This window comes from Corallococcus sp. AS-1-6 (genome assembly GCF_020037015.1).
In the GTDB taxonomy this organism is placed as follows: Bacteria; Myxococcota; Myxococcia; order Myxococcales; family Myxococcaceae; genus Corallococcus.
In genome coordinates, this window is record NZ_JAIQDE010000042.1 from 38,637 (window position 1) to 63,728 (window position 25,092).

Annotated in this window: 20 protein-coding genes and 1 pseudogene; 14 read left to right on the forward strand and 7 right to left on the reverse strand. The window is 68.9% G+C overall.

Translation table 11 applies throughout. From position 1 onward, the window contains the following. The first annotated feature begins 53 nt into the window (after window positions 1-53). From K8612_RS36240 to K8612_RS36250, 3 genes are all read left to right on the forward strand, one after another. On the forward strand, window positions 54-4,856 hold the full coding sequence (locus K8612_RS36240; protein WP_223765601.1) for a DNA topoisomerase 3: 4,803 nt from the start codon (window positions 54-56) through the stop codon (window positions 4,854-4,856). Between the two features lie 292 nt (window positions 4,857-5,148). Further along, window positions 5,149-6,543 carry an MBL fold metallo-hydrolase gene (locus K8612_RS36245; protein WP_223765602.1) on the forward strand — a complete coding sequence of 465 codons (1,395 nt, stop codon included), beginning with the start codon at window positions 5,149-5,151 and terminating at the stop codon, window positions 6,541-6,543. Between the two features lie 317 nt (window positions 6,544-6,860). After that, complete coding sequence (locus K8612_RS36250) at window positions 6,861-7,676, forward strand: matrixin family metalloprotease (RefSeq protein ID WP_223765603.1); 816 nt, start codon at window positions 6,861-6,863, stop codon at window positions 7,674-7,676. Between the two features lie 81 nt (window positions 7,677-7,757). Here K8612_RS36250 and K8612_RS36255 read toward each other — a convergent pair whose 3' ends face one another. From K8612_RS36255 to K8612_RS36270, 4 genes are all read right to left on the reverse strand, one after another. Further along, window positions 7,758-8,135, reverse strand: coding sequence for a DUF5335 family protein (locus K8612_RS36255; protein WP_223765604.1), 378 nt, complete (start codon window positions 8,133-8,135; stop codon window positions 7,758-7,760). A 131-nt stretch (window positions 8,136-8,266) separates the two neighbouring features. Then, the gene (locus K8612_RS36260; RefSeq protein WP_223739495.1) at window positions 8,267-9,415 is read right to left on the reverse strand and encodes an AAA family ATPase; all 1,149 of its coding nucleotides are present in this window, start codon (window positions 9,413-9,415) and stop codon (window positions 8,267-8,269) included. A 74-nt stretch (window positions 9,416-9,489) separates the two neighbouring features. Next, a complete protein-coding gene (locus K8612_RS36265) occupies window positions 9,490-9,942 on the reverse strand; it encodes a hypothetical protein (protein ID WP_223739494.1) in 453 nt (150 codons plus the stop codon). Then, the gene (locus K8612_RS36270) at window positions 9,939-10,604 is read right to left on the reverse strand and encodes a hypothetical protein (RefSeq protein WP_223739493.1); all 666 of its coding nucleotides are present in this window, start codon (window positions 10,602-10,604) and stop codon (window positions 9,939-9,941) included. Before K8612_RS36270 ends, K8612_RS36265 begins: the two co-directional genes overlap by 4 nt. Window positions 10,605-10,923: 319 nt before the next feature. Between K8612_RS36270 and treZ the strand changes: the two genes are divergently transcribed. The 4 genes from treZ to K8612_RS36290 all read left to right on the forward strand — a co-directional run bounded on the left by treZ (window position 10,924) and on the right by K8612_RS36290 (window position 16,274). Continuing rightward, window positions 10,924-12,768, forward strand: a complete 1,845-nt coding sequence (gene treZ / locus K8612_RS36275) for a malto-oligosyltrehalose trehalohydrolase (protein ID WP_223765605.1) — start codon at window positions 10,924-10,926, stop codon at window positions 12,766-12,768. Between the two features lie 150 nt (window positions 12,769-12,918). Beyond that, the gene (locus K8612_RS36280; RefSeq protein ID WP_223765606.1) at window positions 12,919-14,211 is read left to right on the forward strand and encodes a discoidin domain-containing protein; all 1,293 of its coding nucleotides are present in this window, start codon (window positions 12,919-12,921) and stop codon (window positions 14,209-14,211) included. Between the two features lie 153 nt (window positions 14,212-14,364). After that, entirely contained in the window at window positions 14,365-15,795 is a 1,431-nt protein-coding gene (locus tag K8612_RS36285) for a M20 family metallopeptidase (protein ID WP_223765607.1), read from the forward strand. Window positions 15,796-15,854: 59 nt separating this feature from the next. Continuing rightward, window positions 15,855-16,274, forward strand: coding sequence for a VOC family protein (locus K8612_RS36290; protein WP_223739489.1), 420 nt, complete (start codon window positions 15,855-15,857; stop codon window positions 16,272-16,274). Window positions 16,275-16,328: 54 nt separating this feature from the next. Here K8612_RS36290 and K8612_RS36295 read toward each other — a convergent pair whose 3' ends face one another. The 3 genes from K8612_RS36295 to K8612_RS36305 all read right to left on the reverse strand — a co-directional run bounded on the left by K8612_RS36295 (window position 16,329) and on the right by K8612_RS36305 (window position 19,791). Continuing rightward, window positions 16,329-17,930: a serine/threonine-protein kinase gene (locus K8612_RS36295; RefSeq protein ID WP_223765608.1), complete on the reverse strand. Its 1,602-nt coding sequence runs from the start codon at window positions 17,928-17,930 to the stop codon at window positions 16,329-16,331. A gap of 130 nt (window positions 17,931-18,060) precedes the next feature. Continuing rightward, a complete protein-coding gene (locus K8612_RS36300; RefSeq protein WP_014393340.1) occupies window positions 18,061-18,822 on the reverse strand; it encodes an ABC transporter permease in 762 nt (253 codons plus the stop codon). Window positions 18,823-18,849: 27 nt separating this feature from the next. Beyond that, window positions 18,850-19,791 (reverse strand): ABC transporter ATP-binding protein, encoded by a 942-nt coding sequence (locus K8612_RS36305; protein WP_223739487.1) that lies wholly within the window; start codon window positions 19,789-19,791, stop codon window positions 18,850-18,852. A gap of 184 nt (window positions 19,792-19,975) precedes the next feature. Here K8612_RS36305 and ettA point away from each other — a divergent pair, with 184 nt between their 5' ends. The 7 genes and pseudogenes from ettA to K8612_RS39435 form a co-directional block, all read left to right on the forward strand. Next, window positions 19,976-21,655: an energy-dependent translational throttle protein EttA gene (ettA, locus tag K8612_RS36310; RefSeq protein ID WP_206785764.1), complete on the forward strand. Its 1,680-nt coding sequence runs from the start codon at window positions 19,976-19,978 to the stop codon at window positions 21,653-21,655. Window positions 21,656-21,727: 72 nt separating this feature from the next. After that, window positions 21,728-22,867, forward strand: coding sequence for an AAA family ATPase (locus K8612_RS36315; RefSeq protein WP_223765609.1), 1,140 nt, complete (start codon window positions 21,728-21,730; stop codon window positions 22,865-22,867). Beyond that, on the forward strand, window positions 22,860-23,615 hold the full coding sequence (locus K8612_RS36320) for a hypothetical protein (protein WP_223765610.1): 756 nt from the start codon (window positions 22,860-22,862) through the stop codon (window positions 23,613-23,615). Before K8612_RS36315 ends, K8612_RS36320 begins: the two co-directional genes overlap by 8 nt. A 41-nt stretch (window positions 23,616-23,656) precedes the next feature. Beyond that, window positions 23,657-23,947, forward strand: coding sequence for a DUF3349 domain-containing protein (locus K8612_RS36325; RefSeq protein WP_223765611.1), 291 nt, complete (start codon window positions 23,657-23,659; stop codon window positions 23,945-23,947). A gap of 64 nt (window positions 23,948-24,011) precedes the next feature. Then, the gene (locus tag K8612_RS36330) at window positions 24,012-24,281 is read left to right on the forward strand and encodes a hypothetical protein (RefSeq protein ID WP_223765612.1); all 270 of its coding nucleotides are present in this window, start codon (window positions 24,012-24,014) and stop codon (window positions 24,279-24,281) included. A gap of 21 nt (window positions 24,282-24,302) precedes the next feature. Further along, the gene (locus K8612_RS36335; RefSeq protein WP_223765613.1) at window positions 24,303-24,623 is read left to right on the forward strand and encodes a hypothetical protein; all 321 of its coding nucleotides are present in this window, start codon (window positions 24,303-24,305) and stop codon (window positions 24,621-24,623) included. Between the two features lie 142 nt (window positions 24,624-24,765). Then, window positions 24,766-25,092 (forward strand): annotated as a pseudogene (locus K8612_RS39435) (hypothetical protein); the annotation flags it as partial.

The following is a 25,092-nucleotide window of genomic DNA, read 5'->3' on the forward strand; positions in this document are numbered from 1 at the left end:
GTGGGGGGCCCGACCCCGCGGGTGGGCGGCCAGGGGCGGGGAGGGGACAGGTCATGAGGTGGGATGAGATGGGCGAGTCGCCCGGATGGGACAGGTCGGTGTCGCGGGACGCGAGCGTGGACGGTGGGACGGCTCGCGGTGGGCGGGGCTCCGTCCTCGCGGTGGTGGCGGAGAAGCCCGCCGTGGCGCGCGACATCGCCCGGGTGCTCGGCGCCACCGAGCGCGGCGAGGGCTTCCTGCGCGGCAACGGCTACGTCGTCACGTGGGCCATTGGCCACCTGGTGGGCCTGGCCCAGCCGCATGAGATGCGCCCCGAGTGGAAGAAGTGGCACCGCTCCCAGTTGCCCATGCTGCCGGGGGACTGGCCGCTGGTGGTGTCTGACTCCACGAAAGCCCAGTTCGAGGTCGTCCGCCGCGTGATGAACGCGCCGGAGGTGTCCGCCGTGGTGTGCGCCACGGACGCCGGGCGCGAGGGCGAGCTCATCTTCCGCTACATCTACGACGCCGCCGGGTGCCGCAAGCCGGTGCGGCGGCTGTGGGTGTCGTCGCTCACCGAGCGCGCCATCCGCGACGGCTTCCAGCACCTCAAGGACGGCAAGGCCTACGCGCCGCTGGCCGCCGCCGCCATGGGGCGCAGCCGCGCGGACTGGCTCGTGGGCATGAACCTGTCGCGCCTCTACACGCTGGCGAGCGGCACCTACGGCAACATGCTGTCCGTGGGGCGCGTGCAGACGCCCACGCTGGCCATGGTGGTGGAGCGCGAGCTGGCCATCCGCGACTTCGTGCCCCGGGACTACCTGGAGGTCGTGGCCACCTTCTCCCCTCGCGGCAAGGGCGCGCCCGTGGGGGCCCGCTACCAGGGCACGTGGTTCCGCTCGGGGCCGGACGGCAAGCCGGTGGTTCCGCCGGGCTACGAGTCCGTGCGCGAGGCGCGCCGGCTGGACGCGGACGGCGTGGAGGCGGGCCGGGTCATCGACCGCGTGCGCGGCGGCAACGCGGTGGTGGAGTCGCTGGACGCGGAGACCAAGCGGATGCCGCCGCCGCTGCTCTACGACCTCACGGAGCTCCAGCGCCACGCGAACCGGCTCTACGGCTTCAGCGCGCAGCGCACGCTGGAGGTCGCGCAGGCGCTCTATGAGAAGCACAAGCTCTTGAGCTACCCGCGCACCGCGAGCCGGCACCTGTCGGAGACGGTGGCGGACACGCTGCCGGAGGTGGTGCGCGCCATCGCCGCGCCCTACCAGGAGGACCTGGCGCCGGGCACGGGCGAGCGCCCGCTGGGCAAGCGCTACGTGGATGACTCGAAGGTGACGGACCACCACGCCATCATCCCCACGCCCATGCCGGCGTCCGGCGTGCGGCTGTCTCCGGACGAGCAGCGCCTCTATGACCTGGTGTGCCGGCGGCTGCTCCAGGCGTGGCACGAGGACCACGTCTGGAAGGTGACCACGGTCATCACCGCGGTGACGTCGAAGGGGGACGCGGGGCCCGTGGTGGACCGCTTCCACAGCGCGGGCACGCAGGTGGAGAAGGTGGGCTGGAAGGTCCTGGACGTGGGGGGCGGGCAGAAGGCGCCGCGCCTCAAGCCGGAGGGTAGGAAGGGCGCGGACAAGGACAAGGAAGAGGAGCCGGACGACGAGCCGCAGGACCTGCCCGCGGGGCTCGCGCGTGGACAGGCGCAGACGGTGGAGGACGTGGAGGCGGTGAAGAAGCGCACGCGTCCGCCGCCGCGCTTCACGGAGGCCACGCTCCTGACGGCGATGGAGTCCGCGGGGCGCACGCTGGATGAGAAGGAGCTGGTGGACGCGATGCGCGACACGGGGCTGGGCACGCCCGCCACGCGCGCCGCGACCATCGAGCTGCTGCTCGAGCGCGAGTACCTGACCCGCGAGGGCAAGCGCCTGGTGGCCACGGACAAGGGCATCCACCTCATCCAGGTGGTGCACCCGGACGTGAAGTCCCCCGTGATGACGGGGCAGTGGGAGGCGTGGCTCCAGCGCATCGAGCGCGGGCAGGGCGCGCTGGATGCGTTCATGAGCGGCATCGAGGCGTATGTGCGGGAGGTCGTGGGGCAGGCGCCCACGTCGCTGCCGCCCACGCCGGTGGCCGGCGCCGCGCCGCGGAACGAAGCCGCGGCTGCGAGCGCACGGTTCGAAGCCGCGAGGCCGCATCCCGCGAAGGCACCCACCGAGGAGCTGTTCCGGACCCGCGAGGCCACGACCGCCACCGTCCAGGCCGCGGCCCGAGCCAACACCGCGCGCAATGAGGTCGGTGCCTCCGCGAGCATGACGGGAGAAGGCCCCCGCGCGTTCGGCCACGGCGCGGCAGGCGACGCACGTCACACGGGGGCATCCGGCCACGGTGGCTCCGACGTCCCCGGTGCCTGGCGTTTCGCGGTGGGCGCCCCGGCCCACGGCCTCCACGACGGCTCCGCGGGCGCCGCCGCACCGGCCGCGTCGCCGCGCGTGCAGGACCGCCCTCCCAACATCCCCTCCGCGGAGGTGCGCACCGCCTTCGTGCAGGCCTCCTCGGAGGGCTTCGGCCGGGCCAAACGCCAGCCTCAAACCGTGAACATGGGCGGCACCCGGCCGGAGCGCGTGCACCGCGCGCCCACGCCTCCGGACAAGCTTCGCGGTCTCCTCAAGGAGGCCTTCGGCTTCAACGACTTCCGCCCGTACCAGGAGGAGGTCTGCCGCGCGGCCACGTCCGGCGAGGACCTGCTGCTGGTGATGCCCACGGGCGCGGGCAAGTCCCTCTGCTACCAGCTCCCGGGCCTGGCCCGCGCGGGCACCACCGTCGTCGTCAGCCCGCTCATCGCGCTGATGGAGGACCAGGTGCTGCGGCTCCAGTCGCTGGGCTTCGCCGCGGACCGCATCCACTCCGGCCGCGACCGGGCCACCTCCCGGCAGGTCTGCGCCGAGTACCTTGAAGGGCGCCTGGACTTCCTCTTCATCGCCCCGGAGCGCCTGGGCGTCCCCGGCTTCGTGGAGTTGCTGGCCCGCCGCACGCCCTCGCTCATCGCCATCGACGAGGCGCACTGCATCTCGCAGTGGGGCCACGACTTCCGTCCGGACTACCGGCTGCTGGGCTCGCGCCTGCCGCTCTTGCGCCCCGCGCCCGTGGTGGCGCTCACCGCCACCGCCACGCCGGACGTGCAGAAGGACATCGTCCAGCAGCTCGGCCTGCGCGGCTCACGGGGCGGCGCCGCGCACACCTTCATCCACGGCTTCCGCCGCACCAACATCGCCATCGAGGTGCGCGAGCTCAACCCGGGCGCCCGCGGCGACGCCATCCTGTCCCTGCTCAAGAACCCGGAGCACCGGCCCGCCATCGTCTACGCGTCCACGCGCAAGCACGCGGAGCAGTACGCGGACCTTCTCGCGCACGACTTCCACACCGCGCCGTACCACGCGGGCCTCCAGCCCCAGGAGCGCGACCGCATCCAGGCCGCCTTCCTCAAGGGACACCTGGAGGTCATCGTCGCCACGACCGCGTTCGGCATGGGTATCGACAAGCCGGACGTGCGCACCGTCATCCACGCGGCGCTGCCCGCCAGTCTAGAGGGCTACTACCAGGAGCTGGGGCGCGCGGGCCGCGACGGCAAGGACTCGCGCGCGGTGCTGCTCCACGCCTTCGTGGACCGGCGCACCCACGAGTTCTTCCACCGCCGCGACTACCCGGACCCCTCCGTCCTGGAGCGCATCTACCAGGCCACCTCCAACGAGCTGGAGCCCAAGGCCTCCATCCAGGCCCGTGTGCGCGGCGACCCGGAAATCTTCGACAAGGCCCTGGAGCAACTGTGGATCCACGGCGGCGTGGAGATGACCCCGGACGAGGACGTGCGGCGCGGCCGCGCGGGCTGGGCCGTGGCGTACATCGCGCAGCGCGAGCGCAAGCAGCTCCACCTGGAGCAGATGGGCCGCTACGCGGAGGCGCACGACTGCCGCATGCGCCACCTGGTCGCGCACTTCGGCGACGTGCAGGACTCCGGCGCCGCCTGCGGCCTGTGCGACGTCTGCGCCCCCGAGTCCTGCGAGGTGGTCCGCTTCGAGGAGCCCTCCGCGCTGGAGGCCCACGCGCTGGGCCGCATCCTGGAGGCCCTCCACGCCCGCGACGGACAGGCCACCGGACGGCTCCACCGCGAACTCTTCGGGGAGCAGCTCCACCGCCGTGACTTCGAGCGGCTTGTCGGAGGACTGGTGCGCGCGGGGCTGGTGCGCCTGGAGTCGGACTCGTTCGACAAGGACGGCCAGGTCATCCAGTTCCAGCGGCTGGCCCTCACGGACACCGGCCGCCGCGCCCGCGTCATCGCCCCCGGCCAGGTGGTGCTGCCCCAGGCGCGCGAGGTGCCCTCCAAGAAGCGCAAGGGCCGCACGGCGGCTGGCGGCACGAAGCGCACGTCCCGCAAGCGCGCCGCCTCCAGCGCGGAGGCCTCGCCCCGGGGACGCGGCAAGGGCCGCCGGGGAGGCTCGGCGTCCTGGGCCCCGCGCGATGACGCGGACTTCAGCCAGGAGTCCTTCCCCGCGGAGGCCCCGCCGGCCCGGAGCGGCTGGAAGGCGCGCGCCACGCCGGACGCCTCGCCGGGCCCACGGGCCTCCTGGAACGCGTCCCGCAACGCGCCGCCCGACCTCGAGCCGCCCCCCGCCCTGGTGGCGACCCTCAAGGAGTGGCGCCTCACCGAGGCCCGCAAGCGCAAGGTGCCCGCCTTCCGCATCCTCACCGACCGCGTGCTGGACGCCATCGCCAGCGCCCGGCCCTCCAGCGGCGCGGAGCTGATGTCCATCCACGGCGTGGGCCCCGCTCTCACGGAGCGCTACGGCCCGCAGATCCTCTCGCTCGTGTCCCGCCGCCGCTGACCGCTGGCGGATCCGCGTGTCCGCCGGTGGACAGGGGCGGCGCGGATCCGCCCTGTCAGGGCAGCGGCGTGCCCCCGGACGCGAGCCCCGGGGGACAGCGTGGATCCGCCGTGGGGCGTGCCGTCCGCCGCGAACCCCCTGACAAGGGAAAGCCCTTTCCTGGGCCGCAGGCGCGGAGGGCTACCGGCCAGGCGTGAAGCATGTTTCCCAAGCTTGTAGGCAAAAGTCCGGGTGCCACCTTTTCGTCCACACGCGCAATGGGAGCGGCGTGAGGGGTTCAAGGGGGCGCGCAATGGAGCTGGGTTTCGAGACGATTGGCAACGCCACACTCATCTGTCACGACAACGGGCCGGTGCTGGTGACGGACCCGTGGACGGACGGAGACGCGTACTTCGGAAGCTGGACGCTGTCCCACGAGGTTCCGGAGGAGCAGCGCCAGTCCATCCTGGACTGCCCCTTCGTGTGGCTGTCGCACGGCCACCCGGACCACCTGAGCATGGCGTCGCTGGAGAAGCTGCGCGAGCGCACGCTGCTGGTCCCCAACCACGTGGGCGGCCGCATCCGGGACGACCTGCGCGAGGCGGGCTTCAAGGTCCAGGTGCTCCAGGACCGCGAGTGGACCCGCCTGTCCCCGCGCATCCGCGTGCTGTGCATCCCGGACGTGAACCAGGACGCGGTGCTGCTGGTGGAGGTGGGCGGCCGGCTCATCGTCAACCTCAACGACGCCGGTGACCGCGGCCAGGGCCGCTTCGTGCGCCGGGTCATCAAGGAGTACAGCGAGACGTACCTCCTGGCCCTGTCCGGCTACGGCGACGCGGACATGATGAACTTCTTCACCGAGGACGGGCGCCGCATCCTCCCGTACGCGGCGGCGAAGACGCCCGTGGGACAGACGATTGCTCGCATGGCGGAGACGTACGGCGTGCGCTACTTCGTCCCCTTCAGCTCCATGCACAAGTACCAGCGCGCCGACAGCGTCTGGGCTTCCGAATACACCACCACGCTGCCGGACTACGCGCGGGGCTTCGCCTCCAACACCTGCGAGATGCTCCCGGCCTTCCTGCGCCACGACTTCACCAACGACGCCTCCGCCTCCATCCACCCCAAGGAGCGCGTCATCAAGCCGCTGGACCCCAAGGACTTCGGGGACGACTGGAGCGAGCGCCTGGAGGCGGACGAGGTGAAGCAACTGGAGCAGTACTTCCGCGCCGTCGAGCACCTGGGCTCCGTGCTGGACTTCCTCCGCTTCCGCGTGGGCGGCCAGGAGCACGTCATCGAGTTCAACAAGCGCCGCTTCCACAAGGGCATCACCTTCGAGGCGCCCCGCAACTCGCTGATGACCGCCGTGAAGTACCAGGTGTTCGACGACCTGCTCATCGGCAACTTCATGAAGACCACCGTGCACGGCGGCTTCGGCAAGGGCAGCCTCTACCCGGACTTCAGCCCCTACGTGGCCAAGTACGCGGACAACGGCAAGGCCCGCACGGAGGCCGAGCTGCGCAACTACTTCAACGAGTACCGCAGCCGCGACATGGTGGGCTATCTGCGCCACCAACTGGATGCCCACTGCGTGCGCCCCCTCCAGCTCCAGTCCGCGGAGCTGCTGCGCGCCCTGCTGCCCCCGGGCTCCAACACCTTCCGCATGGCCAAGGAGACCTACTGGAAGATGCGCCGCGCCATCCTCTAGGGATTCCCTGGAAACCCATTCAGGGGTCTGACCGGAATCAGGGCACCTCGCTGTCTTTTTCTTGGGCAGCGAGAGGTTCCTGGAAAAACCTCCGTCTTTCAGGGGACTTGGGTTTGTAAACGTCACGTGAAGTGACGGTTGACGGGGCGGGGGCTGGAGCGGATGCGCTCCAGCTATCCCCGCGTTTCCTGTTTTTCTCCTGGGGACGGCCGTTGGCCCGGCAGTTGCTCATTGGCCCGGCGCGCGGCGGACCGCGCCTGGCGGGAAGGCCAGGTGGTGGCCGCGCATCCCTCGAAGCACACAGGAAGAGTCCCCCAATGCTCAAGTTCCGCTCTGTTGCGATGCTGGCCGGCGTTTCGCTGATGCTCGGCGCGTGCGGTGGCCCCGAGTCCGCGCAGGAGTCCGAGGCGAAGCCCACGTGGGAGGAGTTCAAGGCCCAGGCGTACCGTGAGCCGTGGGAGGGCGGGAAGATCATCGTCAACGGTGACGAGGCCCTGGACTCCGAGGAGGAGCTGGCGGCCTACTTCCGCAACGTCGTCGAGGCGCAGTTGGGCAAGTCGCAGGACGGCCTGGCCGTGTACTACATCGGCGGCGACATCAAGTGGAGCAGCACGCAGAAGACGAACCTCACCTACTGCATCAGCAACAACTTCGGCACCAACAAGACGAAGGTCGTGAACGCGATGGCGAGCGCGACGGCGGCCTGGCAGGCCACGGCGAGCGTGAAGTTCGTCTACCTGTCCCAGTACGACAGCGCCTGCACCGCGTCCCAGACGGGCGTGCTGTTCGACATCCGCCCGGTGTCGGGCCAGTCCTACGTGGCGCGCGCGTTCTTCCCGAACTCCAGCCGCTCCGGCCGCAACGTCCTCATCGACAGCAGCGCCTTCGGCAACCTGTCGCCCTGGACGCTGACGGGCATCCTGCGCCACGAGCTGGGCCACACGCTGGGCTTCCGTCACGAGCACACCCGCTCCACCTCGAGCGGCTGCTACGAGGACAGCCAGTGGCGCGCGCTGACCACCACCTACGACCGCGCCTCGGTCATGCACTACCCGCAGTGCAACGGCACCCAGACGGGCGACCTGGTGCTGACCACCCTGGACAAGCAGGGCGCCCGCGCGCTGTACCCGTGATTCAAGCGTCACGCTCGTGAGGGGGCAGGGGCCGGTGGGAGCGTCTTCGCTCCCGTCGGCCCCGTGCCGTTTTGGGGGGCGTCAGAAGCGGGCGGAGACCTCCTCGGCCTCCGTGGGGCGCTCGAAGAAGATGAGCGTCTTGCCGCCGCGCTCACCAATCTCCAGGCACTCCAGCGCGCCCGTCTCTTCATCCAGCTCCGCGTAGACGTGGTCCGGTTCGAGGATGCGGTGGGTGATGCGCCCGTCCTCGCGGCCCACGATGATCTGCACGGCGCCGGAGTCGCTCCCCTTGCGCTCCAGGGAGATGTCCACCAGGGGCAGGCGGTCGGCCAGGGGCTGGTCGCCGGTCTCCGCGTCGATGGACTCCACGCGCACCCACTGGGTGACGTCCTGCTTACTGATGCCGGCGAGGTAGCTCGCCCACTGCTCCCGGGGGATTTCCTGGTTGATGTGTGCCATGGGCCGCCTCCGCGCCGCTTTTGTGTGCCTCAACCGTAAGGCGTCTGGCTCGCGGGTGAAGGACGGGCCCGGCTGACCGACACTCCGGGGGCCCCGCGGACCGGGCCCCGGCGCGTCGGCTGCTCCCGCCGTCAGCCGCGCACGGCGCGCACGGCGTCGTCCTGGAGCACCAGGCGCACGGTGGCGGCCCTGCCGTGGCCGAAGTGCTCGTAGGCGGCCTGCTCCAGCGCGGGGGCCAGGGCGGTGCGCAGGCCGCGGGCGCCCGTCTCGCGCTTGAGGGCGCGGGCGACGATCCACTCGCGCACGGCGGGGTCCACGGTGAGCTCCAGGCCCTCGTGGGCGAACTCGCGCTCCCAGGTGCGCAGCACGGTGTCCTGGAGGATGTCCCCCAGCGTGGCCGCGTCCAGCGGGTCGAAGGACACCAGCCGGTTGAAGCGGCCAATCAGCTCCGGGATGAAGCCGTAGCGGGAGAACGCGGTGGTGTTCTCCAGGTGCTCCTCCGTGATGCGCGTGGCGATGGACTCCAGGTCCTTCTGGCCGCCCTTGCCGGGCTCGCGGCCGAAGCCCACGCGCTCCACGTGGTTCAGGGTCGCGGCCGTGCCCCGGAAGCCGCTGAAGGCGCCGCAGGCGATGAAGGTGATGCAGCCCATGTCCAGGGACTCGGAGCGGATCCGGCTGGTGAAGCCGAAGTCCGGCGGGAAGGTGGCCTGCGCCGCGGAGAGCAGGTGCAGCAGGCTGCGCTGCACGCCGAAGCCGCTGACGTCCTTGGTGGTCTGCTGGCCGGAGAAGCGGCTGTCGGAGCGGCTGGTGGCGAGCTTGTCGAACTCGTCCATGCAGATGACGCCGCAGGCGGCCCACGCCGGGTCGCGCTCGGCGGCTTCGTAGAGGCGGGACAGGAGGGTGCTGACGTCGTCGCCCACGTAGCCCGTTTCGGAGAACTGGGTGGCGTCCGCGAGCACGGTGGGCACGCCGAGGATTTCGCGGAACATCAGCTCCACGAGGAACGTCTTGCCGGAGCCTGTGGGGCCCAGGAAGAGGGCGTTCTCGCGGGTGCCGGGCTCGGGCTCCAGCCCCTCCAGGTAGAGCCGGCGGATGCGGCGCAGGTGGCGGTAGGCGAGCACGGAGGCCGCGCGGCGGGCCTCGGGCTGGCCCCGGTAGCCCAGGTCGCCCAGGCGCGCGTCGATCTCCTGGGGCGACAGCACCTCCAGCGCGGCCACGCGCTCCTGGATGGGCGGGCCTTCGGGGAAGGCGGAGGGTTCGACGCCGGAACGGGGAGACATCGCGGTGAACTCCAGGAGGGGCGGGCTCGGTGGCGCCCCATCATCCGGGAGGCCCCGGGGCGCGACAAGCCACCCTACCGGATGTCGAGGATGCGGCCCTTGCCGTCGATGAGATAGGTGGCGCCCGCGTCCAGGACCACGGCGTCGGGTGGCATCTCCTCGCAGCGGTCGAGGTTGGCGGAGAAGGCGATGACGTACAAATCGTCGTTCACCTTCTGGATGCGGACGTCGAAGAGGTCCTTGCGCCCGAGGCAGCGGACCAGCCGTTCGTGATTGCCGCTGGCCTTCGCGCCCGGGGGGAAGAAGTCCTTCATCGCGGCCTGGAACGCGGCGAAGGTCGGACCATCCAGCTCGGTCGTCGTCTGGAACGCCTGCGGATCCCGGATGCGCGCCCCCTCTTCGGGAGGGATGCGTTCGGGCCGCTCGTATTTGTAATAGCCGAAGTAGCTACAGCCCTGGCTCAGGACACAGACCATGACGCCGAGCAGAAGGGGCGCCAGACGCTGAGGCCGCGTGCGCACGTTCATGGCGTCCAGTCCTGCCCTTCGTAGAGCTCGATGTTGCCCTGGTCGTCGCTGACCGAGCCGATGGGAACCCAGACGCCTCCACGAAGCGCGGCCACCTCGCGGTCGGCGTAGTCGAATTTGTAGGCACGGCACTCGCCCGCTTTCTCCCGGTAGAACAGCAGGAGATGCCGCCGGAGGACCTTGCCGGTCCGCGAGTCGGCGATCCGCGAGGGAACCCACTCGCGGTCGCGCCCCATGTCCTTCTGGGAGAAGCGCCGGTTGTGGGGATGGTTGTGGCCCCTCCCCAGGATGACGGCATCCAGGTGCCGCGGATCATCCAGCTTCGTGGGGACCAGACAGGACTTCGTGCGGCCAACGCTCGTGCCTTGGACGTCGGACAGATGGCTCAGGTAGTACGCGTCCTCCGCACCCGAGTAATAGACCAGCGCGCAGTACTCCATCCCGTAATCACCCGACGATGCCCCAGGCTGCCGGGTCATGATCTCACACGCGTTCCCGGCGAGTTCCTCCACCGTGGGAAAGGGGCCCGCGAGCGGACCGGTGACCTGGAGCTGTCCATCCGGAAGCTCACGGACGCGGACATCCGGGTTCGGTGTGGAGCACGCCACCATCAGCGCGGCCCATGCCCAGGGCACGGCCCAATGGCTTCGCTGAATCCCCATGCGCGGTGTCCTGGTTCGAGGGCGCTTTCCTGGGGCTCATTCATTAGCATGGGAATTCGAGAAAAAGAAGACTAACTTTCCGAGTCTGACATACTTGGAATTGGGTGGAAAGTGACCCCTGGGGACTCCGGCATGTTACCTGTGGGGTCATGGGCTGACAACAGGATGTCACGGGTTCAGTGAGACGCGGAAGCGGCATCCCGGGTCCGTCCTCCGGTCCGCACTCGTGGGCGCCCAGAGGTCGACCCGTGAACAGCGCCGCTCCCCGCGTGCGCGGGGTGCTCCCCGGAGCCGCGCGTGCGCATTAACACGGGCGCACATGGCTCAATCGATTGAAGCTCGGTCCCAGGCGCCCCGGCTGGGTGCGTGGGTGGAGGGTTCCTCGGTGCGCTGGCGCGTCTGGGCGCCCGGCCACCAGGGCGTGGACGTGGTGCTCTACGACGCGGAGGACCGCGTCCTGCGCAAGGTGCCGCTCCCCCCCGAAGCGGACGGCTGCTTCGGCGGCGCGCTGCCGGACCTGGGCGAGGGCGCCCGCTACAAGCTCAGCGTGGACGGCGCGGATCCGTTCCCCGACCCCTGGTCCCGCTCGCAACCCCAGGGCGTCCACGGCCCGTCGGAGGTGGTGGGCTCCGACCATGGCTGGACGGACTCGCACTGGAAGGGACCGGATCCGCAATCCCTGGTCATCTACGAGGTGCACGTGGGCACCGCCACGCCGGAGGGCACCTTCGAGGCGTTCATCCCGAAGCTCGCCCACCTGCGCGAGCTGGGCGTCAACACGCTGGAGCTGCTGCCGGTGGCCAGCTTCCCGGGCGCCCGCAACTGGGGCTACGACGGCGTGGACCTCTTCGCGCCGCAGGCCACCTACGGCGGACCCAGGGGCTTACGCAAGCTCATCGACGCGGCGCACGCGCACGGGCTCGCGGTGCTCATCGACGCCGTCTACAACCACTTTGGACCGGACGGGAACTACCTGCGCGCGTACTCGCCGCACTACTTCACCGGCAAGCACCACACGCCCTGGGGCGACGCGGTGAACTACGACAGCGAGGGCAGCCGCTTCGTGCGCTCGCTGGTGCTCTCCAACGTGGAGATGTGGATCCGCGACTACCACGCGGACGGCCTGCGCCTGGACGCCGCGCACGCCCTGGTGGATGACGGCCAGCCGCACCTGCTCGCTGAAATCGTGGAGCGTGCCCACGCCTCCGCCCCCGGCCGCCGCGTGGTCGTCATCGCCGAGGACGAGCGCAACGAGCGCAAGCTCGTCACGCCCGCGTCCGAGGGCGGCTACGGCCTGGACGGCGTCTGGGCGGATGACCTGCACCACCAGCTCCGGCGCGCCTTCGCGGGCGACCACGAGGGCTACTACCAGGACTACACCGGCAGCGCGGAGGACCTGGCCGCGACGCTGCGGCAGGGCTGGTTCTACACGGGCCAGAAGTCGAAGAACCTGGGCCACGCGCGCGGCACGGACCCGAAGGGGCTGGGGCCGTGGCACTTCGTCCACTGCATCCAGAACCATGACCAGGTGGGCAACCGGCCCCTCGGCAACCGCCTGTCGGAGGACGTGCCGCCGGCCGCCTACCGCGCCATGAGCACGCTGCTCCTGATGTCGCCCTTCACGCCGCTGCTCTTCATGGGCCAGGAGTGGAACGCGCGCACGCCGTTCCTCTACTTCACGGACCACCACGCGGAGCTGGGCAAGCTCGTCACGGAGGGGCGCCGCAAGGAGTTCGCCGGCTTCTCGCGCTTCAAGGGCGAGGAGGTGCCGGACCCGCAGGCCCGCGACACCTTCACCCGCTCCACGCTGGACTGGGGCGAGCTGGACCACGCCGAGGCCGCGGGCGTGCACACGCTCTACAAGGAGCTGCTGCGCCTGCGCGCCACGGAGCCCGTGCTCACCAGCCGTCAGGGCACGCACGACGCCCGCGCGCTGGGGCCGGACGCGTTCGTGCTGGAGCGCCGCGCGGAAGGGGACACGTTCCTCATCTTCGTGAACCTGCGCGGCTCGCTGGTGCACTCGCTGAACCCGCACGCGAGCGCGGGCATCGTCATGTGGAGCGAGAACCCGCGCTACGGCGGCGCCGTGGAGGCGTCCCCGCTCACCGGCAACGTCGTGCGCCTGGAGGGCCCCTCCGCGGCGGTGGTGAAGCTGCGCGAGTAACCCGCACGCAAAGGCAGACACTGTTTCACGCGCGGCCCGTCACCCCGGAGGCAGGGGAGGCGGGCCGCGATATTTCCGGACAGTGAAACATGCAACGACAGGGAATGCCCTCGGGGGCTGGCCGGTACACGGCCCCCAGGAGGAAGCACCTTGTCTCAATCTCATCCATCGCCGTGGAAGCGGCACCTCACCACCGCGAGCGCGTTCCTGCTGCTCGGGGCCTCCGCGCCGGCGCTCGCCGCGTCCGGCTTCACCGCCGTCACCGCCAGCGGCAATGACGGCAACCTGCCGTCCGCGACCATCGACGGCAACCTCAGCACGCGCTGGTCCAGCGACGGCGTGGGGCAGTGGCTCCGGGGCGACCTGGGCAGCGTGCAGTCGCTGTCCGCGGTGGACATCGCCTGGCACCGGGGCAACGAGCGGACCAACACGTTTGTCCTCGCCACGTCCACGGACGGCGCCACCTGGTCCACGGCCGTGTCCACGACGTCGTCCGGCACCACCGCGAACTTCGAGCGCTACAGCTTCACCCCGCGCAACGCCCGCTACGTGCGCGTCACCGTCAACGGCAACTCCGTCAACACCTGGGCCAGCATCGCGGAGTGGGCCGCCATCACCGGCACCACCACGCCGCCGCCCACGCCGCCGCCCGCGCCCGCTCCCACGGTGGGCCAGGACCGCTTCGGCGTCACCATGCTCTACCCCTCGCAGTCCGGGGGCGAGGCGTGGACGCTGGCGGACAACGCGCTGGCGGATTCTCGCTTCGACCCGCAGGACACGATTACGCGCAACAGCGACGGCTCCTGGAAGATGAAGGACAAGCAGGTGCGGATGAGCGTCTTCACGTCCACGGGCTATGACGACAGGAAGATTCCCACCTACGACCGGGACGTGCTCGCGAGCCGCGGCTACATGCAGGCGCCGAACGACTGGAAGAACATCGAGATGACCGGCTTCGTGAAGGTCAACGCCGTGTCCGACGCGAAGGACAACTTCGCGTGGTACGCGCGCGGCGGGAAGCACAACGACAAGTACTCCGGCTGCGAGGGCAGCAGCTACAAGGCCGGCCTGCACTACGACGGCCGCGCCCGCTGGGAGAAGGAGACCTGGCACGTCTCCTATGACCAGACGCCCTACGTCACCGCCACCTCCGCGCTCAAGGGCCGCTGGGTGGGCTTCAAGGCCGTCATGCGCAACGTCACCGTCAGCGGCCAGACGGCGGTGAAGCTGGAGCTCTACGTCAACGAGAACGCGGACAAGGTGACGTGGAAGAAGGCCTACGACTACACGGACGCCGGCAGGTGGGGCGGCGACGCCCAGCACTGCGGCGGCGCCGTGCCCGCGGCGCCCATCACCTGGGGCGGCCCCATCGCGGTGTTCCGCTGGGACAACGCGACGGACGTGGACTTCAAGTGGCTGAGTGTTCGCGAAATCCAGCCCTGAACCCCGCGTGAAGCCAGGCTCGCGCGCGGTCTGACGCAGGACGGCAGGCCGCGCGCAGGGCGGGCGGGGAGGCCCCGGTGGGGGTGTCCCCGCCCCTGGGAGGCGGGGCTTTCCATCGACAGGGGGCGCCGGGGTGGGCAGCATGGCGCCGCCATGAACGTCGACCAAGCCCTCGCCTCGTCCGAGCGCATCTGGGAGCAGGAGATCCTCCCGGCGCTGGAGCGCTACATCCGCATCCCCAACAAGTCGCCCGCCTTCGACCCGGACTGGGTGAAGTCCGGCCACATGGAGCAGGCCGTCCAGCTCATCGCGGACTGGTGCCGCGCGCAGGCCACGCACCTGCCGGGGCTGACGGTGGAGGTGGTGCGGCTGAAGACGGCGGACGGCAAGGACCGCACGCCGGTCATCTACATGGAGGTGCCGGGCACGCGCGGTGACGACACCGTGCTGCTCTACGGGCACCTGGACAAGCAGCCGGAGATGACCGGCTGGCGCGAGGGCCTGACGCCGTGGACCCCCGTGCGCGAGGGCGACAAGCTCTTCGGGCGCGGCGGCGCGGATGACGGCTACTCCGCGTTCGCGTCGCTGTCCGCGCTGCGCCTGCTGAAGGAGCAGGGCGTGCCGCACGCGCGCTGCGCCATCGTCATCGAGGCGTGCGAGGAGAGCGGCAGCTACGACCTGCCCGCGTACATCGAGGCGCTGGCGCCGCGCATCGGCAAGCCGTCGCTGGTGGTGTGCCTGGACTCGGGCTGCGCGAACTACGAGCAGCTCTGGATGACCACCAGCCTGCGCGGCATGGTGGCCGGCAACCTGCGCGTGGACATCCTCACGGAGGGCGTGCACTCCGGTGACGCGACGGGCGTGGTGGCGTCCTCCATGCGCATCATGCGGATGCTGCTGTCGCGCGTGGAGGACGAGGCGACGGGCCACATCAAGGTGCAGGCCCTGCACACGGAGATTCCGGAGGGCCGGCGCCAGCAGGCGAAGGCCGCCGCCCAGACGATGGGCGACGAGCTGTTCTCGAAGTTCCCCTGGGTGGAGGGCGCGCGTCCGGTGACGACGGACGGCGTGGAGCTGGTGCTCAACCGCACCTGGCGTCCGGCGCTGGCGCTGACGGGCGTGGAGGGCGTGCCGGGTCTGGCGAGCGCGGGCAACGTGCTGCGCCCCTTCACGACGTGGAAGCTGTCCATGCGCATCCCGCCGCGCGTGGACCCCAAGGTGGCCGCGAAGGCGCTGAAGGACACGCTGGAGAAGGATCCGCCGTACGGCGCGAAGGTGTCCTTCGAAGGCGACAAGGCGTCGGTGGGCTGGGACGCGCCGCCGCTGGCCGGCTGGCTGTCCAGCGCGGTGGAGAGCGCGTCCAAGGCGTGCTTCGGCAAGCCCGCGATGGCGATGGGCGAGGGTGGCACCATCCCGTTCATGGGCATGCTGGGCGAGCGCTTCCCGGAGGCGCAGTTCCTCATCACGGGCCTCCTGGGGCCGGGCAGCAACGCGCACGGGCCCAATGAGTTCCTGCACATCCCCACGGGCAAGAAGCTGACCGCCGCGGTGGCGAGCGTCGTCGCGGACCACTTCAAGCGGTAGTGCCTCACCGGAGGACGGGGCTGCCGTGCCCCGTCCTTCCCGGACCTCCTGGAGCCCTTGTGCCGAGCAAGCCCCGCCGCACCGGCCATGTCCGTTCGCAGCCCCTCATCGCGGTGCGCGACGTGGAGGCGAGCAGCCGCTGGTACCAGGCGGTGCTCGGCTGCGAGAGCGGGCACGGCGGGCCCGAGTACGAGATGCTGCTGAACAACGGCGAGCTCGTGCTCCAGCTCCACGCGTGGGACCTGGACGAGCACGCGAACCTGATGGGGCCGGACACGGCGCCGCGAGGCCACGGCGTGCTGCTGTGGTTCGAGACCACGGACTTCGACGCGTGCGTGGAGGCGGCGCGGGCGCTGAAGGCGGAGTGGGTGGAGGCGCCGCACGTGAACCCGAACTCGCGCCGCTGGGAGTTCTGGGCAAAGGACCCGGACGGCTACGTGGTCGTCGTGGCCGCGGAGTCGCGAGCGAAGCGCTCCTGAAGCGCTTCACCCGGGCAAGGCTTGTCCGCCGGACCGGCGGCACGAAGAGGCGCCTCAGCGCCCCGTCTTGATGCCCAGCGACGACCCGGAGGGCGGCTTCTTCGGCTGGGGCGCTGGCCGCGCCGCCCGCTTCTGGAGCGCCACCGCCACCGCGGGCGCGTCCGCCGCGGACACCTGCCGCGTCACCGGCTCGTAGCCGTTGAGCGCGAGCGTCACCGCCACCGACGGCTCCCCGGGCACCAGCGGCAGCGCCACCGGCGTGATGCCGCGCTCCTCGCCCGCCACCTGCACCGTGGCGCCGGGCGGCTCGCTCGTCACCATCAGGTGCACCGGCTGGGGCGCGGGGGGCTCCGGCGGCGTGGGCCGCGGAGCCGTCTCCGGCGCCTGCTCCGGGGGCCGCGCGGCCACCACCACGGGGGGCGGCGTCACCGTCTCCGCGCCACCGCGCACCAGCACCACCGCCGCGCCGCCCACCACCAGCGCCACGCCGCCCACCACGAAGGGCAGCCACGGGCGGCGCTTCGGGGGCTCCGGCATCAGGGCCGCGGTGTTCCGCGTCTTCTCCGGCTCCACGCGCGTGGGCGGACGGGACGGCGGCCCCACCAGCTTCGACGCGCGCGACCCGGACTGCCCCCGCGCACCCGACGTGGGCATCCCGTCCCGCGAGGAGTTGGACTGCGCGTCCAGGTCCACGTCCTCGGCGAGCTGGTCCAGCTTCGCCGGGTCCGCCTCCGTGGCGATGCGGTCCGCGTACAGCTCCCGCAGGTACGCGGCCAGGTGCGCGCTGCTGGACGGCAGCCGCAGGTTGAGCGCCCAGTCCTCCAGCGCCAGGCGGAACGCGGCGCAGTCCGCGTAGCGGCCGTCCGGCGTGGGCGCCAGCGCCTTGAGGACGATGTCATCCAGGCCCGGCGGCAGCTTCGGGTTGAGCTGCGACGGCGGCGGCACCTGGCAGTCGCGCACCAGCCGCAGCGTCATCAGGTCCGTGTCGCCCTTGAAGAGGCGCTTGCCCGTGAGCAGCTCCCACATCACGACCCCGAGCGCGAACTGGTCGCTCCGGCCGTCCACCGCCATGCCGTTGGCCTGCTCCGGCGACATGTACGGGTACTTGCCCTTGAGCACGCCCGTCGCCGTCTGCTGGCCGCTGGTGGCCGCCTTCGCCACGCCGAAGTCGATGACCTTCACGCCCCCGTCGAACCCGACGAGCACGTTCTGCGGCGACACGTCCCGGTGCACCAGCTTCAGCGGCTGGCCGTGCCCGTCCCTCGCGCCGTGCGCGTAGGACAGCCCCGCCGCCGCGTCCGCGATGATGCGGATGACCAGCCCCACCGGCAGCGGGCGCTCCTGCTTGCGCGCGAAGCGGTCCAGCCGGCGCACGTCCTCGCCCTGCACGTACTCCATGGCCAGGCAGTGCCGGCCCTCAATCTCCGTGAGGTCCAGGATGGTGATGAGGTTCGGGTGGGACAGCCGCGCCACCAGCCGCGCCTCGTCCAGGAACATCTCCAGGAACTCTTCGTCCTCGGCGAGGTGCGGCAAGATGAGCTTGAGGACGACCAGGCGCTCGAAGCCCGTCCCGTGCTCCCGGGCGAGGAACACCTGTCCCATCCCGCCCGACGCGATTTTTCGAAGCAGCTCGTATTTCCCGAAGACCACCGCCATGGGTGTCCGGGAGGATACCGCGCTTTCTCACCGGGCGGGAAACAGCCGACTTCCAAAAAGACAGAGGCCCTGTCCACCGGGGAGGGGCCCGCCTTCCTACCCGTGGAGGCGGCAGGCGGGCTGATGACGTCTAGGCCTTCATCTTGTACCCGGAGCGAAGCACCGCGTACGTGACGCCCGTCGCGACCGCCGCGGTGACGGCGAGGATGGCGCCCCCCACCAGGGGTGAAAACAGGCTGCTGCCGAGCATGCCGTAGCGCAGCCCCTCCACCATGTAGACCATGGGGTTGAAGAGGCTGATGTGGTTCCACGGCGAGGGCAGCTCGCGCACCGAGTAGAAGACGCCGCCCAGGAACGTGAGCGGCAGCATCACGAAGGTGGGGAAGAAGTTGATCTGCTCGAACTTCTCCGCCCACACGGCGGCCAGCATGCCCAGCACGCTGAACACGTAGCTGGACAGCAGGAGGAAGTAGAGCGTCGCCAGCGGGTGCTCCAGGCTGAAGCCGGAGAACACCGCCGCGACGATCCACGTGAGCAGGCCCACCACCAGGCCGCGCACCATGGCGCCGCCGATGAAGCCCACCATCAGCTCGCCGGGCCCCAGCGGCGCCACCAGCAGGTCCACCACCGTGCCCTGAATCTTGGTGATGAACAGCGACGAGGAGCTGTTGAGGAACGCGTTGTTCGCGATGCCCAGGAACACGAGGCCCGGCACGATGAAGTGCAGGTACGGGTGGCCCTCCACCTCGTGGATGCGGCCGGAGATCGAGTAGCCGAAGACGATGAAGTACAGCGTGGTGCTGATGAGGGGCGAGAGGACGGTCTGGCCCGGCACGCGCATGAAGCGCCGGACCTCCTTCGCGAACAGCGTCTGCATCCCGAGGACGTTCATGGGGTGTTTTTTCGAAGGGGCGGGGTTTCAGGCGGCCTGCGAGGGGCGGCCACGGAGGATTTCGATGAGCACGTCTTCCAGGCGCGACCGGCGCGTCTCCACCTCCGCGATGGGCAGCCCGTCCGCGTAGAGCGAGCGGAGCAGCTCACCGGACGGCGCGCAGTTGTCGCGCTCCACGTAGGTGAGCGTGCGGCCGTCGGCGGAGAGGCTCGCGGCGAAGCGCGTGCCCGCGGCGGGCATGGCGGCCTGGGGCTGGGCGAAGGTGACGACCAGGCGCTTCTCCCCGAAGCGGCGCAGGAGCGCGGCCTTGTCCTCGGTCATCAGGAGGCGGCCCTCGTTGATGATGCCCACGCGGTCCGCCAGCTCCTCGGCCTCTTCCAGGTAGTGCGTGGTGAGGACGATGGTGGTGCCCTCGCTGGCGATCTTCTTCACGTACGTCCACAGGTCGCGGCGCAGCTCCACGTCCACGCCCGCGGTGGGCTCGTCCAGGAACACCAGCTTGGGCTTGTGCACCAGCGCCTTGGCGATGAGCAGCCGGCGCTTCATGCCGCCGGACAGGGCGCGCGTGAGGGAGTCCTTCTTGGCCTGGAGGTTCAGGGCGGTGAGGACCTCGTCGATGCGCGCGTCGTCGCGGGGCTGGCCGTAGTAGCCCTGCTGGATGCGCAGGGACTCCGCGACGGAGAAGAACGGGTCGAAGTTGATCTCCTGGGGGACGAGGCCCACCTGGTAGCGGGGGCCGGTGGGGTCCTGGTCCAGGTCCTTGCCGAAGACCTTCATGGTGCCAGCGGACTTCTTCACCAGGCCGCACACACTGCCAATGAGGGTCGTCTTGCCTGCGCCGTTGGGGCCCAGGAGGGCGAAGATTTCACCGGGACGGATGGTGAGGTCCACGGCGTGGAGGGCGGTGAACTTTCCGTAGGCCTTGGACAGGCCCTTCAGCTCGAGGGCGGGGGGCGTCGGCTCTGACATGGGGCGCTTCCTCTAACACCTTCGAAATGGGTTCGCTGGGCAGCGAGCAGGCGTTTTCGCTCCTGGACGCGTGACGCGCCCCGTCCAGCCGGACACGGGGACGGTGCAGGCGCCTTGAGCCGGATGGGGCTCCCTGCTATCCGCTGGCACCGCTTACGTTTCAGCGAATCCCGAGGAGGCCGCCATGGCCCAGAATTTCATCTTCACGATGCAGGACCTGCGCAAGGTCAAGAACGGCAAGGACATCCTCAAGGGCATCTACCTGTCCTTCTTCCCGGGCGCGAAGATTGGCGTGATTGGCCCCAACGGCTCCGGCAAGTCCACGCTCCTGCGCATCATGGCGGGGGTGGACACGGAGTTCTTCGGCATCGCGAAGCCGGACCCCACGGTGAAGGTGGGCTACCTGGCGCAGGAGCCGCAGCTCGAAACGAAGCTGGACGTGAAGGGGAACGTGGAGCTGGGCCTGAAGGAGATCCGTCAGGCGCTGGACCGCTTCAATGAGGTGAGCGCGAAGTTCGCGGAGCCCATGGACGACGCGGCCATGGAGAAGCTGCTCGCCGAGCAGGCGAAGCTGCAGGACTTCATCGACGCGAACAACGGCTGGGAGCTGGACCGCACGCTGGAGATGGCGATGGACGCCCTGCGGCTGCCTCCGGGCGATGCGGACGTGACGAAGCTGTCCGGCGGTGAGAAGCGCCGCGTGGCGCTCTGCCGCATCCTGCTGGAGAAGCCGGACCTGCTGCTCCTGGACGAGCCCACCAACCACCTGGACGCGGAGAGCGTGGCGTGGCTGGAGCAGGCGCTGAAGGCATACACGGGGACCATCGTGTGCATCACGCACGACCGGTACTTCCTGGACAACGTGGCGGAGTGGATCCTGGAGCTGGACCGCGGCGAGGGGGTGCCCTGGAAGGGGAACTACTCCAGTTGGCTGGACCAGAAGCAGAAGCGGCTGGAGCTGGAGGAGAAGTCGGAGAGCCACCGTCAGAAGACGCTCAAGCGCGAGCTGGAGTGGGTGCGGGCGTCTCCGAAGGCGCGTCAGGCGAAGAGCAAGGCGCGCATCGCGGCGTACGAGGACCTGCTCAACCAGTCGCAGGAGAAGCGCGAGCCGACGGGCGAGGTGGTGATTCCGCCGGGCGAGAAGCTGGGCGGTCTGGTGGTGGAGGCGAAGGGGCTGCGCAAGGCGTACGGGGACCGGCTGCTCATCGACGACCTGAACTTCAAGTTGCCGCCGGGTGGCATCGTGGGCGTGATTGGTCCGAACGGCGCGGGCAAGACGACGCTGTTCCGGATGCTGACGGGCGCGGAGAAGCCGGACGCGGGCGAGCTGCGCGTGGGCGAGACCGTGAAGATGGCCTACGTGGACCAGAGCCGCGACGCGCTGAACGGTGAGAATTCGGTGTTCCAGGAGGTGAGCGGCGGGTTGGATCACCTGGACCTGGGCCGCGCGGGCCAGATGCCCAGCCGCGCGTACCTGGCGGGCTTCGCGTTCAAGGGGCAGGACCAGCAGAAGCGGGTGAAGGACCTGTCCGGCGGCGAGCGCAACCGGGTGCACCTGGCGAAGATGCTGAAGGAGGGCGGCAACCTGCTCTTGTTGGACGAGCCCACGAACGACCTGGACGTGGAGACGCTGCGCAGCCTGGAGGACGCGCTGCTCAGCTTCGCGGGCTGCGCGGTGGTCATCAGCCACGACCGCTGGTTCCTGGACCGCATCGCCACGCACATCCTGGCGTTCGAGGGTGACAGCAAGGCGTTCTTCTTCGAGGGCAACTTCGAGGACTACGAAGCGGACAAGAAGAAGCGCCTGGGCCCGGACGCGCTGGAGCCGCACCGCATCCGCTACCGCCCGTTGACGAAGAGCTGAGACTTGTTGGTGTCGTGCTCCGCCCTGTGAGTGTTTCCGGGGCGGAGGTGTCGTCGGGAGGAGGGTGCACGCATGATCGAGAAGGTGCAGTTCCGCAACTTCAAGGCGTACCGCTCACTCGACTTGGAGCTGGAGCCCTTCACCGTGCTGGTGGGGCCGAATGCCTCGGGCAAGACGACGCTGCTGGAGGGACTCCAACTTTTAGCAATCCTGTTTCGTGCCAATCCTCGCATCGTGGCTGATAAATCCATTCCGGAGAGGTATCGGTCCGCTGGTTCAAAGCAGTCTCCCGAATTGAAATATCAGGGGAGGTGGGACGGTGTCCCTGTTGAGGTGAACGTTTACGGTTCGAGGACCTCAACTCCAAAAAAGTCTAGCGTTGCCGATGATGTTGCGCCGTATGAAGGGGCTCCCAAGGTACTTGCGGAAGCTGGTTCGCAGAGCTCTGCGCTTGATGTGCGCCATGCTTTTCGTCAGGTTTTGCGTACGGCAGTGTTGTTGCGATTTGAGTTAAGAAAGCTGGCGGAACCTTCATATAGCGAAGACCAAGTTCCTGGTGTTGCGAGTGACGGAGCTGGGCTTGCGTCGACACTTGCGTTTTTGAAGTTAAGTCGAGAAGAGCTGTTTGAGAATGTTGAGGCGGCGTTAAGACAGGTCGTCCCATCTGTACGTAGGATTCGAATTGAGCGTGCCCCTGTTGAACAAAATAGTGTGCGCACTATCGCGTTGGATGGGCAGACGACTCATATGGCTGAACGACGCACCCTGTGGGGGAATCGTATTGTCCTGGACATGAAAGGTGCGCAGAACGTTCCGGCTGACTCTGTAGGTGAGGGGACGTTGATGGTATTGGGCCTTTTGACTGTGCTGCTTGGGCCCCAGAAACCACGCCTAGTGTTGCTTGACGACATCGAACTCTCGCTTCACCCCACTGCTCAGGGTGAGCTCATCAAGACCCTGCGTGCTATTCAAAGGGACCAGCCAGGGTTGCAGATTGTGGCGACCAGCCACTCGCCTTTCATCCTGAACTACCTGAAGTCGGAAGAAATCCGGATGACCTTCTTGGGGGAGGACGGGTTCGCTCGCTGCGAGAAGCTCACCGCGCATCCCGAGTTCGAAAAGTGGAAGGACTTGATGAGCCCCGGCGAGTTCTGGAGCACCGTGGGCGAGAACTGGATTGGCAAGGTGCCCGCGTCCGCGCCGCATGAGTGAGCCCGCATACGACTTCGGCGTGGTCTGCGAGGCCCGCGCGGACAGGGACACGGCCTGCGTGCTTGCTGACCGTGTGCTGGGGGAGGACATCGATTGGCTCGACGAGGGTCTGCTGGATACCCAGCGTCGTTGGCGAGGGCTGACACCTTCAGAGCCCTTCCTTCGCTGGGCCTCTGTACGAGAAGAAGCCAAGAAGGCCGGGCTCAAGGGCCTCTTTGGGCACTTTGGCAACAAGCCCGCTGAGCCAGATGCCCTTGTGGCTCGGCGCGCCCTCCTGCTGTTCGTGGATTCGGACACGCAACCGCAAGCGGTCATGCTGATTCGTGACAGCGACGCGGATGAAGGTCGACGCCTTGGCCTGGAGCAGGCTCGCGGAGACAAGCCCTGGCCCTTCGCAGTCATCATCGGAGTCGCAGAGCCCAAACGGGAGTGCTGGGTCCTTGCTGGCTTCGACGCCAAGAAGCAAGAAGAGGACTCCCTGCGGAAGGTGGAGCAAAGGCTCTCGTTCCATCCTGTTCGCGAGGCACACCGGCTGACAGCGAGTGAGCATGGCGCGAAGAACGACGCCAAGAAGGCGCTGGAAGAACTCACGTCCGGGAGCGTAGAGCGTGAGCGTGAGTGCCTGAGAGACACTCCGTTGGAGACGCTGAGGCAGCGCGGTGAACGGGTCGGACTGATGCAGTTCATGTCCGAAGTCAGTGAACGACTGGTTCCCCTGATGAAAGGTTCCCAGCGCGGTGGGAAGTAGACTTCATGTCTCTTCCTCGGCTGTCCCTATGAGTGGAACATATGGATCTTCACCCCAGTCTTATGAGCACTGTGGCCCTGATCAAGAGGGCCTTCCCTGAAGGCGTGACAGAGGCGGACTATCTACCTCTGCTGACCGTGTTGTACCCACATATGTCGGACAGGAATCTTGCGATGGTTGTCGGCCACTTTGTAGGGCAGGCCTATCCTCTTGTCCTGAATGACATCTATGGCGTAGGGGGTGGCTCCAAACCCGCGAGTCCAGACGGAGTGGCTGCGGTTCAAGGCCGGCTCGTTGCCGCAGGGCTTGAGGAGTGGATCAAGGAAGAATGAGCCATGGGGCTTCCGCAAAGATACGGGACACGATCTCGCGACTGCGTGGCCTCCAGGAACAGCCATGACGACCGCCATGTTCCGAGTAATCCATATCCATCGGCTGCCCACCCTGGGCTTGACGATTGCAGCGGTGGACATCTTGTCTGGAGTGGTAGCGTCTGGCGCGCGTGCCTGCGGGGTGGTGTCTGGCAGGCCTGTGGAGATGCTTGTTCGCTCCGTCGCGCTTGAAGGCGGGCGCACGCAGGTGGATAGAACGGGAACGCTTCAGATCGAGTGGATTGGAGTGGCGCCGCTTGATGCTGTGGAAGGAGCGTTCTTTGAAGTTCGCTAGCGGCGTCCAGAAGAGGGAGCCATGCGAGAGCGTTTACTCATCCGTGCAGTGGTCAGGCTCTTGACGCCTGAAGAGGGCGGCTTCCAGGGACCGGTGGGAAAAGAGTTCAGGCCCAATTGGAACATCGGAAGCCGAACTGACGATGGCCAGATGGCATTGGACGGTGGCTTGGTCAGACTGGATGACGCCGGACCGCTTGTGCCGGGACAGGAGAAGGAGGCCATCATCGAGCCGCTTCTGTCCGAGCCCTGGCTGCACCTGACGCAGGGGATGGAAATCCCGATGCATGCCGGGGCCCGAGTCATCGGTTCTGCGCGAATCCTGGAGATTGTGCGGATTTGAGCAGCCGTGGCGCCTCGCGCGTGAGCCCAGGGTATCCTGGGTTCAAATGACAATTCCTTTCATGATGGTGGGTCATGCCCTGGCGCTCCTGTCCGGGGCTGCCCCCAGCAGTTGTGCAGCCCCGGAGCCTGCGCCGTCATGGGTGTCGAAGTTCGCCCCCAGCGCCTCCGACTGCTCCATGGATTCGACCGTTCCCGGCCCTCAGTGGCTGCCCGTGGCGGTGCGGCGCATCCCGGTGGTGGTCCATGTCGTCGCGGACAGCGCTTGCTCGAATGGCAACGTCTCGGACGCACTGGTCCATAGCCAGATCGCGGTCCTCAATGAGGACTTCCGCGCGCTGGCTGGCACTCCTGGGGGCAGTGGGGTGGACAGCAAGATTGAGTTCTTCCTGGCGTATCCGTCCGGCCAACGACGTGCCGTGAGGGGTTGCCGGCGTAGCGGCGCGCGGCGGACGCTTCCGGGCATGGCG